10 protein-coding genes are annotated in these 15,206 nt (G+C 53.6%); all 10 read right to left on the bottom strand.

The window, feature by feature from the left end:
- Positions 1-27: 27 nt before the first annotated feature.
- The 10 genes from B6A39_RS03185 to B6A39_RS03140 all read right to left on the bottom strand — a co-directional run bounded on the left by B6A39_RS03185 (position 28) and on the right by B6A39_RS03140 (position 15,113).
- Positions 28-984, bottom strand: a complete 957-nt coding sequence (locus tag B6A39_RS03185; protein WP_009722139.1) for a branched-chain amino acid transaminase — start codon at positions 982-984, stop codon at positions 28-30.
- Positions 981-2,087, bottom strand: a complete 1,107-nt coding sequence (locus B6A39_RS03180) for a class II histone deacetylase (protein ID WP_083001280.1) — start codon at positions 2,085-2,087, stop codon at positions 981-983. Before B6A39_RS03180 ends, B6A39_RS03185 begins: the two co-directional genes overlap by 4 nt.
- 10 nt (positions 2,088-2,097) lie before the next feature.
- A complete protein-coding gene (locus tag B6A39_RS03175; RefSeq protein WP_083001278.1) occupies positions 2,098-3,147 on the bottom strand; it encodes a histone deacetylase family protein in 1,050 nt (349 codons plus the stop codon).
- An 18-nt stretch (positions 3,148-3,165) separates the two neighbouring features.
- Complete coding sequence (locus B6A39_RS03170) at positions 3,166-4,440, bottom strand: TRAP transporter large permease (RefSeq protein WP_083001275.1); 1,275 nt, start codon at positions 4,438-4,440, stop codon at positions 3,166-3,168.
- Positions 4,437-4,982 carry a TRAP transporter small permease gene (locus B6A39_RS03165; protein WP_083001274.1) on the bottom strand — a complete coding sequence of 182 codons (546 nt, stop codon included), beginning with the start codon at positions 4,980-4,982 and terminating at the stop codon, positions 4,437-4,439. Before B6A39_RS03165 ends, B6A39_RS03170 begins: the two co-directional genes overlap by 4 nt.
- Positions 4,983-5,039: 57 nt before the next feature.
- The gene (gene dctP, locus B6A39_RS03160; RefSeq protein ID WP_038481511.1) at positions 5,040-6,113 is read right to left on the bottom strand and encodes a TRAP transporter substrate-binding protein DctP; all 1,074 of its coding nucleotides are present in this window, start codon (positions 6,111-6,113) and stop codon (positions 5,040-5,042) included.
- A 155-nt stretch (positions 6,114-6,268) separates the two neighbouring features.
- Positions 6,269-7,204, bottom strand: coding sequence for an ornithine cyclodeaminase family protein (locus B6A39_RS03155; RefSeq protein ID WP_083001271.1), 936 nt, complete (start codon positions 7,202-7,204; stop codon positions 6,269-6,271).
- A 1-nt stretch (position 7,205) separates the two neighbouring features.
- Positions 7,206-7,562, bottom strand: a complete 357-nt coding sequence (locus B6A39_RS03150) for a RidA family protein (protein WP_009722132.1) — start codon at positions 7,560-7,562, stop codon at positions 7,206-7,208.
- A 130-nt stretch (positions 7,563-7,692) separates the two neighbouring features.
- Complete coding sequence (locus tag B6A39_RS03145) at positions 7,693-8,460, bottom strand: helix-turn-helix transcriptional regulator (protein ID WP_083001269.1); 768 nt, start codon at positions 8,458-8,460, stop codon at positions 7,693-7,695.
- A gap of 194 nt (positions 8,461-8,654) precedes the next feature.
- A complete protein-coding gene (locus tag B6A39_RS03140) occupies positions 8,655-15,113 on the bottom strand; it encodes a calcium-binding protein (RefSeq protein WP_083001266.1) in 6,459 nt (2,152 codons plus the stop codon).
- Between the last annotated feature and the right edge of the window lie 93 nt (positions 15,114-15,206).

Here is a 15,206-nt window from a genome sequence, read left to right as displayed (position 1 = left end):
AACGCTAGCGAATAGCGGGCAATGAACCTAAGCGGGCGTTAACCAGTGCTTGAACGCAGCCAGCTCGCCACGCACCGCTTGGCGATACAGGCGCTGCAAGCGCGCGGTCACACTGTCGTCCGGTATCGGCGCGTCGACAGCCGGCGCACCCGCCCTTACCCCGATGCGGCGGCCATCCAGTTCACGCAGAGGAAGAATTTCCGCAGCGGTACCGGTTAAGAACGCTTCATCGGCGGTATACAGCTCATCACGAGTGATGCGTCGCTCGCGCACTTCTATGCCCAGCGCCTCGCGGGCTAACTGGATCACGCTGTCGCGAGTGATACCCTGCAAGCAGGACGTCACTTCGGGCGTGTGCAGTACACCATCGCGCAATAAGAAAACATTAGCGGCGGACGCTTCGGCCACATAGCCTTCTGGGTCAAGCATGATGGTTTCATCAAACCCTGCTTTCACGGCGGTATTCAGCGCCAGCATCGAATTCACATAATGACCGCTGGTCTTGGCACGGCACAGGCTGATATTGACGTGGTGGCGCGCCCAGGAAGACGTCAGCGCACGTAACCCACAGCGGGTTGCCTGCGGCGACAGATACGGCCCAAGGTCCCAGGCAGCAATCATCACATGGGTGCTTAATCCTTTGGCTCGCAGGCCAAGGCCTTCCGCGCCAAGAAACACCGTTGGCTTAAGATAAGCGTTCGTCAGCTGATTTTTACGCAAGCACTCCTGCTGAGCCTCGATCAGCGCCTCTTCGCTAAAAGCGATCGGAATATCTAAGGAGTGGGCGCTCTCTGCCAAGCGGCGGGTATGCTCAGCCACGCGAAACAGCGCCGTTCCCTGCTCCCCCTCATAAGCGCGCACGCCCTCGAAGCAGCCCATGCCATAGTGCAGCGTATGGGTAAACACATGGACCTTAGCCTCTCGCCAAGCCAGCCATTCACCATCCTGCCAAATCCAACCATCGCGATCATAAAGCGGTGTCATTGCGTGCATTGCTCCCACTGTTGGCGCCAGCCGTCGATTAGCGCTTGCTGGTGCGGTTGTAAGGCCTGATACCCCCAGGCAGCAATTTCATCGTTTTGCGGGTCAGGAACACTAATGGTGCTACCTGCCAACGTTTGAATAACGCTATGTCCACATAGCGGTACATAGCCTTCTGAGTAACCGCCTTCATGGACGAAGACCAGCTTCCCCTGGCAGCAACGGGCGGCAAGTGCTTTTAGCTGTGCGGTCATTTCGGCAAACGCGGCACTGTTGAGTAGCATCTTGCCTAGCGGGTCTTTTGCACAGGCATCATAGCCACAGGCCACTACAATTAAGTCTGGGTTAAACGCTTCCAGTGCTGGCAACACCAGCGACGCCATCGCATAGCGATAAGCGCCCAAACCACAGCCCGGCGGTAGCGGCAGGTTAAGATTCGCCCCTAACCCCTCGCCTTCTCCCTGCTCTTCAAAACTGCCTGTATCGAGAGGGTAGTTCGCGGCTTGATGAACGGAAACGGTGAACACCTCAGGCTCAGCGTAAAACGCCGACTGCTGGCTATTACCGTGATGCACATCCCAATCAAGAATCGCTACCCGCTTCACTTGCCCCAAGGCCCGGGCACGCATCACGGCTACCGGGATATTGCCCAGCAAACAGAAACCACGCCCCTGATCCGCCTCGGCGTGATGCCCCGGCGGGCGGCAAAGCGCATAAGCGTTATTGACATGCCCAAGCGCCACGTCTTCTACCGCTGCGACGGCAAGCCCCGCTGAGTGCCTTGCTGCTGCCCAACTGCCAGGCATGAAAGGCGCGCAGTCGCCGCCGTTACCACCGCGCGCCTGGTCACCGGCCTGAAGTGATTCAAGATAACGAGCCGTATGGAAGCGCAGCAGGTCCTCAACAGATGCGGCAGGAGGTTTGACGACGCGGAGCTCGTCAATCAGCCCACTAACCTCAAGAATATTCTTCAGCCGCCGTTTGCTTTCGGGACTTTCCGACGCTGGTTGCGGCTGCAGAAACTCACCGGGAGCAGAAAAAACACCAATGGCACCCTGGTCGTGCCAAAAGCAGCGTTCGTGCCAGTAAAACCCTGTCTTACTCATTGAGCGTCTCTCAACTTCTCTGATAACCACGCATAAAGGCGGCAAGGTTAGCGCTGAGATATTCGGTCGGATAGCCGCCCTCTTGAATCACCACGGTGGGCTGCGATAAGGCGCTCAACTGCTCACCCAATGCCACAAAGGCTTCCGTTTCCACGCTGAACCCAGCAAGCGGATCATCCTTATGGATATCCAGCCCCAAAGACACCACGACCGCCTCTGGCTGGTAACGGTTGAGCTGCTCAATCAGCGTGGCCACCGCGTTAAGATAGGTCTCACCATCACTGCCCAAGGGCAAAGGTAAGTTGACGTTGGCACCTTCACCCTCTTCGCACCCTATCTCGTCCACGCCACCCCAGAAGAAGGGATAAAAATCACTCGGGTCGACGTGTACAGAGCCAGTCCAGACATCCCCGCGGGAGTAGAAAATATCCTGAGTACCGTTACCGTGGTGCAAATCCACGTCAATGATCGCTACTTTGGCAAATTTCTCACGCAGCACGCTGGCAGCCAAGGCAGCGTTATTCAGCAAACAGAAGCCGCCCGCGTTATCCGGCCCCGCGTGATGACCCGGTGGGCGGCATAAGGCATAAGCGCGAGGGGGATAGGCGAGCGATGCACCGCTCATCACTTCCTCAGCTGCAGCCACGGCTGTCGCAGCCGACGCTAATGCCCCTTGAAAGCTTGTTTCGCTTAACGGGCAGGCCATATCGTGCAAATGCCAGCCCGCTTGGCCAACGGGGTGACTCGGGTAGTGGCTAGCACCACCACAGGGGTGAACGTTCGGTGCCACCAGCGCCGCTGCATTAGGCAGTGCTTGCCAACGCTGATAAATCGTTTCCAAAAAGCGTAAATAGCGCGGCGTATGAATCTGCTCTAGACGTTTACGCAGCATCGGCGAGTCAGTTTCACTAGGTGCCGTCAGGCTCAAACCAGCCGCGGCCAGCCCTTTGCTTAGCAGTTCAGCGCGCACCGGCCCTTCCGGTGATGGCGCGGGCTGCCCACGCAGCAGAAAGGTCGGCGGCGCATGGTAGTCCTGGTCAGGGTGGTAAAAGCACTTCATGTGTTGCACATCCGCCTTTTAAAGTAGTGAGGGAATCCAGGTTGAAAGCGCTGGAAATGCCGCTAACAGCACAATAACGCCAATGAACGCTACATAAAATGGTAGTGATGCCACGATGGCTCGCTCATAAGGCACTTCGGCTATTCGGGCGGCCGTCATCAGCGTCATCCCCACGGGGGGCGTCACATTGGAAACGTTGAGCACCACAATCATCAATATGGCGAAATGCAACGGGTCAAAACCCAGCTGAATCATGGCTGGCACAAGTACGGGCGCTACCACTACGAGCGCAGGTAGCACATCCATCACCGTACCAATCACCAACAGTAGCAAGCACACCAGCATTAACTGTAGGAAGGCAGCATCACTGAAGGTGGTAATAAGCCCAGCAGCGTCTCTGGCAATTCCTGAGCGTGTTACAAACCAACCCAGTACCGCCGAGGTGGCAAGCAAGAAAAACACCACCCCAGAGAAACGTACTGTCACGACCAGCGCGTCCCAAATTTTTCGCCAAGTGAGATTTCGGTAAAATACAACGCCAATCACGATGGCATACACCGCCGCAAACCCAGAGGCTTCAGTGATGGTGGTTAAGCCCGACAGAATGCCACCCAAAATAATCAGTGGCACCACCATGGCAGGCAGCGCGACCACAAACGACATCAGCGCTACTTTAAACGGCGTTGGTGCCTGTTTGGGATAACCCCGTTTCCAGGCCAGGAAAAAGCTCACACATAACAGCGCCAACGCCATCAACAGCCCAGGAATAATGCCGCCCGCGAAAAGATCGATCACCGAAATATCACGCAACAGGGTGGCATATACCACCATCACCACACTGGGTGGAATAATCGGCCCAATAATCGATGAACACGCCGTCACGGCTGCCGCGTACTCAGCGTCGTAACCCTGCCTTTTCATTTCGGGAATCATGATTTTGCCGATTGCCACGGTGTCAGTGACAGCGGCACCGGTTAACCCGGCAAAAAACACCGATACCGAAATATTGACGTGGGAAAGTGCACCACGAACACGGCCAAACAGTGAATTATTAAACGCAATCAACTTATGGGTTAGCCCGCCCTGATTCATTAGCTCGGCGGTAAAAATAAAATAAGGCACCGCGATTAACAAAAACCCTGAAACCCCTGAAAACATCCGGTCGGCAATGATACCGAGCATGCGCTCTCCGCCCAGGGAGAACCCCCCAGCCAGTCCTGACATGGCCATGACAACCGCCACGGGAGCACCAATAAATAGCAACAGCACAAATACAATAATCGTAGGCATCATGGTCGAGCCTCCTCTTCAGCGCTCTCAAGAAGCTCATCAATCACCTCATGCTCGCTTGTAAAGTGCTCAAGCAGTGCAAAGCCATGAACGAGATGCAGCAATATAATCAGGCCACTGATAGGAACAACAATGGCCGTCACTTTGCTAGGAATGCGGATCTGATCCGACACCATGTAGACTTGCGTCGCGTTGGTGAAGTAGCCCCAGCCATACCAAGTAAGCATGAGTGCAAATAAGCCGAGGACCGCCAGACACAACACCGCCGCTATTTTCACCATGATTCTGGGCAGGCTACGCACTAGTAGCGTCATCGCTACATGCTCGCCATAGCGTAGTGAAATGGTCATTGAGAGAAAGCCTATCCATGGCAAAAAAAGCCGGGCCAGTGAATAGGTCCAGCTCAGCGTGCTGCCGGTAAACAGCTTGTAGAGAAAGGCGGTAAAAGAAATGCCCAGCATCGATAAAATACAGCCAACGCATAACACAATCGCCGCCTGATTGATGTGATCGCTTAGGCGGCGTAACGGGTGTAAAACGCTCATCGTGATTCCTCACGCTGGGGCAGTCGTGCTACCCCAGCGTTTGTCCGTCGCTAAGTCTTACTGGCCGTAAATGCGCAGATCATCATCTGCAAGCTGCTGACCAACCCGCTCGACTTCGTCAAGTAGCCCCTGCACACGGGCTTCATCCATACCGAAGTCATCGACAATCCACTCTTTCCAAGCGGGTCGAGCAACCTCTGCCATGCGTTCCCGCTCAGCATCAGGCATTAGGTAGCAAGCTTCGAAACGTTCGCAGGACTCTACCCAACTGGCGGTGGCAAGCGCACCAGACATACCGTGGCTCAGTTGAATCGCTTCGCGGGCAGAGCTGATTAACGCCTGTTGATGCGTTTCCGGTAGCGACTGATACCAGGATTCACTGACGACCCAAGGGGCACTGTTGTACACATGCCCTGTCAGGGTGGTGTAGTCCGTTACCGCATCAAAGTTGAACGTGGTATTCAACACGGGAGCGTTAAACTGGCCATCCGCCAGCCCCGTCTCAAGGGCAGTAATCAGCTCACCCCAAGGGAGGGGCGTGGCAGAAGCACCAAGTGAGCGCATGATAGCCACGTGAGCGGGGTTCTCTTCGGTACGGATATTGAGCCCTTCTAAATCTTCCATGGTCTCAATCAAGCGCACGTTGTTAGTGAAGGCCACAAAACCACCACCATCATCGAACGTACCTAAGTAGCGCATGTTGGCGTCTTCAACGGTGCCGGACATGAAGTCAGCAAACCATTCGCTGTCAAAGAAGCTCCACGCTTGGCGCCAGCTGGTAAACAAGAAAGGTGCCGTTACCGCTTGGTAGTCGCCATAAAACGACGACATCGCACCCGCTGACATAATGGTCGATTGCAGGGTACGACCACCCTGCACTTCTGAGCCGTTTTCTACTTCAGAACCTAGCTGACCACCGCCAAAAATAGAGACCTCAAGGTCTCCATCGGTGCGCGCTTCCACAAGGTTTTTGAAATGCACCAGGGCAGGATAGATTTCGTTATTTTTCATATCCTCTGGAAGCTGGGTGGCGATGACCATTTCATAGGACTGCGCCTGGGCGGTGGCACTGGCAATAGCCAGTGGCAGAGCCGCCATGGCAGCGAATAAAAAAGACTGTGTAGGTTTCATAACTTACCTCGTTTTGGTTATTAGCTGGTTTGCGTTATGACTGGCGTTTCCACTCGTAAGCGATCGTTTTATTATCGTTATTGTTAAAGCCGTAGAAGGCGAACGTGACGGCTCCCTGTTAGCTACTCGGCTCTCTGTTAGTTACTGGCTGTTAGCTACTGGTTAATGGCCTCCCACACTTCAATGGCAGCCGCTAAGTCTTCAAGCGATGCGCCAACTGACTTAAACAGCGTGATGGCCTCTGCAGAGCGCCGACCAGGCTTAGTTCCCGCAAGCACCTCAGTAAGCTCTGCCTTAATATCTTCGAAACGGAACGCACCTTCCTCGATTGCCTGAAGAATATCGCCAGCTTCACCCTTAGCCCCTGCGTAGGTATCCACAAATACGGCAGATCGACGCAGACACTCAGCATCGGTTTCGCGCATTTGGGGGCGGAAGGCACCAATTAGGTCAACATGCGTGCCCGGTGTTAACCACTCACCTTTAATTAAAGGCTCTGTGGAGAGCGTGACGCAGCTGACAATATCCGCCTGCACAACCGCTTCTTGCAGATCGCTAACAACCTGGGTGTCAAACCGATCCGCATAGGCCTCGGCGATAGCAGAAGCCTTTTCAGGGTTTCTACCCCACACCAACACGCGTTTGATTGGTCGAATGCTGGCGTGGGCCTCAATGACCATAGGGGCCAACTTGCCAGTCCCTACCACCAATAGCGTTTCAGCTGTCTCATTGGCTAGTGCTTGTGCCGCCAAGGCAGAGGCCGCCGCTGTGCGGCGGCGCGTTAGTTCGCTGCCATCAATGCAGGCCAGTGGCTGGCCATGCTTACCTTCACTAAGCAAATACAGCCCTGAAATAGCAGGAATATTGTGCTGGGCATTCTGAGGAAAAACGTTGACCATTTTGACGCCGATATAGCCTGCTGGCTCCCAGGCAGGCATCAGCAGCATGGTGGCTTCACCGTCGGGGCGATGCATCGCGTGATGATGGCGTGGCGGAGATTCAACGCCGTTCACAAAGGTGGTATGTAGCCGCTTAATCAAACCTTCCCAGGTTAGATAGCGCTCCACTTCCGCCGCAGACACAACCCGCATATCAAGCCTCCGGCAGCGCAGCAACAACCATGATTTCTACTTTCCATTCCGGCTTAGCAAGCTTAGCTTCAACCGCAGCGCGAACTGGCGGGCGGCCAGGCACTACCCAGGCATCCCAAGCAGCATTCATTTGGTCAAACTCGGCCATGCTGGTGACCCAAATTTGCGCCGAGATAAGCTGCTCTTTCGAGGTGCCTGCCTGAGCTAACAGTTGATCAATGCGCGCAAGCACCTGCTCCGTCTGGCCACGCATATCAGCCGTTGCATCACTGGGCACTTGGCCAGCGAGATAAACGGTGCCGTTGTGAATCGCGACTTGGCTCATGCGGGCATTGCTGTCTTGATAGGTAACGCTCATGGTGTCTCTCCAAGGAAGATGAGGTTCCTCTTGAGACTACGATGATGATGAGTGACGTGCTTGCCCGAAACTCTGGCAAATTTGCCCGTAAGTGTTGAAACTCGTCGAGCGATGATTTCTGTATGCCAAGCTAACGGTCTGAGGAGGGGGCAATCTCAAAGTAGCGCCGATAGGCGCGAGAAAAGCTTCCTTGGTCACGGAAGCCAACCAGCATGGCAATGTGGCCCAGGCTTAGTGCGCTGTGCCGAACCAACGTGCGGGCGTGTTCAAGCCGTCTGCGCTGAACATATGCTAAGGGTGTCACACCGGTTAGGTCACGAAAGCAGGCATGAAAATGCCCCGGGCTTAGCGCACATAATGCGGCTAATTGCTCAACCCGAATATCGTCCGCTAAGTGCTGATCCAGCCACGCATCCAGCCTTTCCAGGTCAAGCCGTTCGCTGATACAGCGAACACCAATCTGATCAGCAACTTGCTTCGGCTCATCTTGAAGGTACATATACAGCGCTCGAAGCAGCAGCACGGCAATTTCATTTTGCAGCGCGGGGCACTGTTCCAACTGGTGCGTCAAAGCATGGGTCAGTTGATTCAGCGCAGGAGGTACGGTGAAAAAACGTGGCTTATCAAATAGCCGCTCGATTTCACTGCCTTTTTCCAACACCGCCAAGTGCTTAACAGGAATGTCCAACACCAGCGTGCGGTTACTGCCATCGCCTTGATACTCATGGTGTCGAGACGACGGAATCAAGCAGCCACGGCGTGCCGTGACGCGCTCGCTCTGCCCTTCCATAGCAAGTTCCGTCACGCCGCATGTCGCCAGAATTAACTGGTGAAAATCGTGTGAGTGTGACACCTGCTCGGGGGCTAAATTACGGTTATGCAGCTCAAACTGGACCATGGACGTACCGTTTGGTTCTACGTTGACGATTGCACTATAAAACGGCTGACCATAGAAAAGCGAGAAAGCGCTAACGCTTGGCTAACGCTTTCTTTTTACGTAAAACAATTTTACAAACTACTGGCTATAAATGACTACGTTCACCTGTAAAAACAGTAGCAGCCAGGCTGACCAGCACCGCCTTCACATCGTCATCAGGCAATCGTGTTGTAGTTGGTATTCCAGTTAACGCCGTCAAAATCGCCAAGATTAATAGTCTCGAACGACGCTAGCGTGTCAGTATCAAACGCGCTGTTTGAAAGTGCTTCAACACGCTGCAGTAGCGCATCATCGGCGATGTCTGGCGTACTGCCATCACCGGCTAAGAGATACACTACGTCACCGGTTTCCAGGCCAAGTTGATCAAGCCAATCAACACCGCTTTCAAATTCAGCGGTCGTGAACACGGCGAAGGCGTCATTAACGTCTAACGCTTGCACCTCATCGCTGATCACAAGCCCAGTCCCCTCACCGCGCAGTGCTGCAAACTCATCGGCGGTCAGGTCAACGCGTAACTCGTCAGCACCTGGCACATCACCGACGCGGAAGTCGGTGATACTCATCACCTCGCCACCAGGCTGACCCTCCACCGTAAAGGTTTGGGCAAGTTGATCGACGCTTCCACCGACTCCAGCACCGGGCTGATGCTCGTAGCCATTGACCGTAAAGGCAATATTCAGATCCTGCTCATCGTCACTGTTGAGCGGGTCATCAATGACGACAATGCTTGCGGCATCATCGACTAGAAAGTCAGCCGGAACCCCACCATTGCCTGCGACATTGAGGGTGTAGATATTGCTGTAGGTATCCTGCACTACCCATGAGGTTAGCGAGGAGAGAGGCACGTCGTTATTTACCGCGCCGTCCAGCAGTGTACTGGCGGTATCAAACAACTCCTCAGCCGCGCGAACATTCAACAATCCAGCATCGAAAAATGCGCTTTGATCGGTCTCCAGCGAGTAGTTTTCAGGGATGCTTCCCCCGCTGATAAAGCGCTGCACCAGATCCGCTAGGGGGTAAGACACCGTCAGCCCTGTTTGATCAAAGTTCTTTAGCTCGCTGAGCACTTCAAAATCTTGATAACTGATCTCATCCGTATTAACGCGCACACTGCTCGCCGCTAATAGCACGTCACTATCGATAGCGTCCATGAGCTGCTGAACACTATCTTCCACCACCCAGTCCAGCAGCGTTTCGCGATCCAGCTCAGCGGCATTGTTGGCATCTGCCATAATGGAGGCGACGGTGGGTAGCAGCTGCTCACCTTCCACGACGGTTAACGAAGAGGCATCAAAAAGCTGGTCAGCCAGCACTTGGTAACTACCCGGACGCTCATCGGTGCTGGCAGGCAATACCTCTCCGGCATTTATTACGGCAACCGCTTCTTGTAAGGAGTAACCCACTTCCACGCTATCGAGCGTCACATTGCCTAGCGCGACAAACGCCTCGTACTGCTCGGCGCTCAGAAGCTCATCAGCTCCCAACTCCAAGCTGATAGTAGTAGCGCCCGTTACCCACGCTTCATCACTCGCCGCTAATAAATTATCCGCCAGAGCCCCGGTAATACTCCACGTTTGCAGCACTTCCACACTGACATCGCGGCTGTTTAGCGCACCATCAACAATTGCCTGAACCGACTGATATCGGGCTTGTGCATCAGCAACCGTAGCAAGTGAGAAATTGGGTAGCTCACCACTGTTTGGGGTGATTTCATAGCTATTGGCAATGCTTTCAATCTGATTCAGCGTTAAGTTACTGGTTAAGATAAATCGCACTGGCGTATCGCCAAGCTCAAAATTATCTAGCCGTTGTAAACGCTGTAAATCAGCAATCGCTAGAATGTCGTTATTAACTGATACCTGCTCTGCGCCAGTGATATGCAACGGGAATTTGGTGCCAGTCTGAGCCTCTAGCAAGGCAGCTGCCGTATCAACAACCGTCCATTTCAGTAGTGCATTTACTGCTGGCGTGGGCCCATTGGCATTTGCCAGTGCAGATAGCGCTTTATCCACCAACGGTTTAACGTCAGCAACGGTGAAGGTACCCACGGACAGCTCTTCATCAGCAATACGATAACCCACACTGTTATCGCTTGGATCTTTATTGAGACTTTCTACACCCTCTTCGTCAATGATCTCTAATGCTTCTTCTAAGGTATACAGTACTTCAATGGGGTCATCGGCATACTGATAGTTACCTAGGGTCGTCAACGACTGATAGTGCGCGTAGGTGATTTGATCATCCGAAATCGCGATATTACCAGCCAGCGTTACGTGGCCTTGATTGATCGCACGAATAACGTTGTCAGCCGTGTCGCTTACCGTCCAGTCAAACAGGGTTTGAACGGTTTCATTGTTATTTTCGAGACCATTCGCCGCTTCCAATACGGTGCGGATGTTTGCCAAGGTGTCGGCGGATTCCGCGACGGTTAAGGTCTCTACCAGGGCTGTTGTATCATCTAGCAGGCTAAAACGTCCTGCTGGTGCGAGTAGATCGGCCTCTTCGGCACGCAGCGCATCGCTAATATCGGCATAGGTTACTGCGGTCGTATCACCTAAGCTAAAGTTGTTCAGCGTTGTATCCAAACGCTCATATTGGGCTGCGGTTAAGGTGGGGTTAGTGACTTGAATCGTATCCGCAAGCTGCAACCCATCTGGAAGGTTAGCCCTTAACTGTGCCTGGATATTGGCATAGCCATCAAGCACGCTCCAGGTATAAACATTGCTAAGATTGGGCGCGTTTTCGGCGCTATCTAGCAGTTGGCGCACAGCGGCCAGATCATTAATAGCAGACTGTACGGTTAATGGTTGTGGGGCAAATAACGCGCCAGTACTAATAATGTAATTAGCCACAACATCGTCGATACCGACGCTAAACGCCTGCGCTAGCGTGTACTCCACCTGTTCGTCGCCGCGCTGATACCCAGCGTTATTGCTTTCAATTGCTAGCAGCGCATTGTATTCACCAATGGTAATCGTTTGGTCGGTGACACGAAGTTCATCAGCAAGAGCGATATGCAATGCACCTTGCTCAACGGCTAAAACTGCCTCAGCAGTATCATTAATCACCCAATCAAACAGCTCACCAGCGTCTAGCCCATCGGCGTTATTGGCACCGCTGATAATGTCTTCAACACGGGCAAGCTCAGAACTAGCACCAGCAACGCTGAGCTCTCCTGGGCTGTAAACTTCTGGTGCAATTTGATAGTTATCCGCCAGTTCAATGTCTGTACTGATAGCACCTTCTAAGGTGTAGCGAACAACCGTGGCAGCCAGTTCAAAGTTATCTAACATGGCCAAGCGTTCGTACTGGGATTGATTAATTCCCGCATTGGCGACACGCACTTGGTCCGCAAGCATCACGTGATCTTCGACAATATCGCCAATGATAGTGTTGGCGTTATCGACCACTACCCAGCTAAATGGCAAATCTTCGCGCAGCTCCTCACTGTTTTCAGCGTTTTCTACTAACGCATCGATCTGGAGGTACTGTTCCCGCGCGTTTGCCACGGTGAGCTCGCCACCCTGACGGCTGGCCTCAGAATTAATCGCATAATTGGTGAGCAACGAGCCAGCATCTTCAGCTTCAATGGCTTCCGACAACGTGTACTCGACGGTTTCTCCGGTGCGTACGTAATTGCTCTGAAGTCCTGTTAGGGCTTCATACTGCGCCAAGGTAATCACACCATCGCTAACGTTGACGGCATTGGCACGCAGTAAATGGGCAACATCACCTGCCTTCAAAATAGCGTCAACCGTATCAAGCACTGTCCAGTTGAAGAGCTGGCCGACATTGGGCGTTTCTGGGTTCAGCGCATTCGCCAGAATGTTTTCTACGGTCGCGAGCGTATCTTCTGCTTCCAACACGCTAACACTGCCCGCATTAAAGGGCGGTTGTTGGGCGATTTCGTAGTTATCGGCAAGCACGTCAGCAGCGATTGCTTGTGCCAAGGTGTAGCCTACAACGGTATCGCCTAGCTGGAAGTTATCCAGCGTATTAAGCTGATCAAACTCATCAACGGTTATCGCACGATCACTAATAGTGATGGGGTTAGCGCCAGCGACGTGGCCATCGTTGATATCCGCAATAATGGCACTCGCACTATCACTCACGGCCCACTGAAATAGCGTCAGTGGCGGTTGATTGTTGGCACCTTCCAAAACCCGCGAAACATCGGCAAAGGCTGAAGCTGCTTGTGCGACGGTCACGGTACCAACATTAAGGGGAGCATCGAGATCAATGATGTAGTTGCTGGCCAGCGGTGTTGCATCGAGGGCTTGTGCAAGCGTATAGCCTACTTCTGTGGCACCTAGCTCGAAATTGCTCAGCGCATCGAGCTGCTTAAATTGCTCTGGCGTAATGACGGCTTCTGTAACGCTGACACGGCGGGCTTCATTAAGCTGCGGGTCAGCGCTGGAAGCGTCTATCACGTTGTCAAAACTATCGAGGATGGTCCAGTTCAACAACATCTCGCGTGTTAAACCATCATCCCCAGTGTTCAGCGCGCGATCTGTTAACAGCCGTGTTTCATCAATAAGCTCTGCCGCTTCACGCAGGCTTAATTCATTATTAACAAACGGCGTTTCTGGATCTAACGTGTAGTTTGCGGGCATTTCTGCCGTTTTCAGCGCCTCTTCAAGCGTGTAAGGCACCACCGTGCTGCCAAGTACAAAGTTATCCAGCGTATTCAAGTCTGCAAACTGGTTCGGCCGGATCGTTTCGTCCGTTAGCGTAACGCGCTCAGCACCTAAAACGGCGGGGCGCTCCAAACCGCCAGTCACCAACACATCTTCGACGCTAGCGCGAATTGACCAAGTGTAAATGTCGGAAAGCTCGATAGGCGCCGTTCCAACATCGTAATCACCTGCTAAGATCTTCTCCACCAGCGCTAAACGGTCAGCGGCGACGGTCAATCCCAACGTGCCCGCAGAGAACCCCTGATCAGGGTTGATCAAGTACTGAGAGGGCAAGTCTCCTTTTTGCGCAAGATTAACCGCGGTTTGAAGCGTGAGATAAGGAAGATCAGCGCGAACATCAATCGTATTGGAAAGATCGCTGTTGGGGTTTTGAACCGCTTGTTGAGCATCGCGAAGTGGGTTGCTGTCGCCGTCTCGATAAGCATCAAGGTTGACGTCTGCCCCCGCGTTATCAATAGCGTCTAGTGCTTGCTTTACCTGACCGGCAATAGAAGGCAACCCTAATGCATCAGCCATTTGCTGATTGGTCAGCTCACGACCCGCGTCATTGGCTTGATTGAGCGCGTTGGCAAGAAGTGACAGCGCGTCGCTACTGCTAATGCCTGCACTGTTGGCCATCGCTAGCAAGCCAGCAACCTTAACACCCGCGACAAGCAACTCAACGCTAGCGGATTGATCGTCCAGTGGGTCGGTAGTCAGCAAATCAACGCGCTCATCTAGCCCCAGCGCGGTTTTAATCACACTTTGCGACGTAGCATCGTTGACATCAAATTGCGCAGATAGCTGAACCATCATGGTGGTCAACGGCGTGATTACCGTGGCATCTTCAGGCGCTCGCAACACCCCGTTAAAAGGCAGCCCAGTGGCAATATCAACACCACCCGTTGCACTCAGAATGCCACTGCCCTGCAGGCCGCTGAAGAAACCGCTATTATCGGTTTCCACTTGATTAGCGTTAACGGCACGAGTAACGGTGGCACCCGCAATATAGCCATCAATCACATAGCCGCTGATCGTAGGTGGTTCAGGTTCTGGTGCAGGCGGTGTTGAGGAACCACCACCTCCCCCACCGCCGCCGCCAGCTGCAGCTGCTCCTAACGCCAACGCCCCGCCACCGAGGTAAAGCCAGGGTGGAATATCACCAAAAGAGCTAACTGGGGTGCCGCTACCGTTTGTGGCATTTGCATTACTTGGCGTGGTTTCGCTGCCACTAACGCTAGGTGAAAAAGACGCACTGGGCACAAAAAGCAGTGTGCCAAAGTCAGTGCTTTGTGCCACGCCTTGCTGCAACGCACTGCTCGGGCTGATCAACAAAAGATCGCCCTGTTGAACCACGGCGCCACGCTCTACTAGTAATAGTGAGCCATCAGCGCGGGTAATCATTACATTGCCGTCGGGCAGCAGCTCCCAGGTCTGCACATTGGGCAACTGGCTTAACGGTACAAGCAGACCGCTGTCGGCATCCAACTTTTCCATGAGCGCCGTGATATCAACTACCACGCGCCCGCCCTCAAGTTCAACATCCGCAGCCGCTAGATAAATACGCTGGCCGTTATCCATTACCAGGGTCAGGCTGCCATTAGGCTGGCGAATAACCTCATCAACCCCTTGCAGGTCATTAACAGCGACCATGTCATCAGCCATCGCCTGCTGAGCCATCAGCGGCAGTACTAGCGTTGCCGCCATTCCGCCACGTTTCAGCACTTTTTGGTTTTTCGCCATCCAACGGCGAACGAAAGCAAGACGTGCCTGCGGATCAGCTGGTATTTCTATGCGCGCCACACCCTCTTGAGTGTCAGCAAACGCTTTCCAGTCGCCCTGAGAGCTAACTGCACTCACCCTGACGCCATTGAGCAAGTGGCCGTTCATCACGCCAGGCTGGGTCGACTTAAGAATATCGGCTGATGATATCGCCATTGAGCACTTCTCCACTGAAAGTTCGCAGGCGCTTGGCGCCTAATCGTTTTTATATCTGGTTGGCGTATATCGCCCACACGCCTGAACGAACAC

The sequence above is a fragment of the Halomonas sp. GT genome, from assembly GCF_002082565.1.
Taxonomy (GTDB): domain Bacteria; phylum Pseudomonadota; class Gammaproteobacteria; order Pseudomonadales; family Halomonadaceae; genus Vreelandella.
The sequence above is the reverse complement of the archived record's forward strand: the minus strand, read 5'-3'. Positions and strand labels throughout refer to the sequence as shown.

Bases quoted from the DNA above. Each gene is read 5' to 3' on its own strand.
- B6A39_RS03155 (WP_083001271.1), bottom strand. From the start codon at position 7,204: ATGCGGGTTGTGTCTGCGGCGGAAGTGGAGCGCTATCTAACCTGGGAA.
- B6A39_RS03150 (WP_009722132.1), bottom strand. From the start codon at position 7,562: ATGAGCGTTACCTATCAAGACAGCAATGCCCGCATGAGCCAAGTCGCG.
- B6A39_RS03180 (WP_083001280.1), bottom strand. From the start codon at position 2,087: ATGAGTAAGACAGGGTTTTACTGGCACGAACGCTGCTTTTGGCACGAC.
- B6A39_RS03170 (WP_083001275.1), bottom strand. From the start codon at position 4,440: ATGATGCCTACGATTATTGTATTTGTGCTGTTGCTATTTATTGGTGCT.
- B6A39_RS03185 (WP_009722139.1), bottom strand. From the start codon at position 984: ATGACACCGCTTTATGATCGCGATGGTTGGATTTGGCAGGATGGTGAA.
- B6A39_RS03140 (WP_083001266.1), bottom strand. From the start codon at position 15,113: ATGGCGATATCATCAGCCGATATTCTTAAGTCGACCCAGCCTGGCGTG.
- dctP (WP_038481511.1), bottom strand. From the start codon at position 6,113: ATGAAACCTACACAGTCTTTTTTATTCGCTGCCATGGCGGCTCTGCCA.
- B6A39_RS03145 (WP_083001269.1), bottom strand. From the start codon at position 8,460: ATGGTCCAGTTTGAGCTGCATAACCGTAATTTAGCCCCCGAGCAGGTG.
- B6A39_RS03165 (WP_083001274.1), bottom strand. From the start codon at position 4,982: ATGAGCGTTTTACACCCGTTACGCCGCCTAAGCGATCACATCAATCAG.
- B6A39_RS03175 (WP_083001278.1), bottom strand. From the start codon at position 3,147: ATGAAGTGCTTTTACCACCCTGACCAGGACTACCATGCGCCGCCGACC.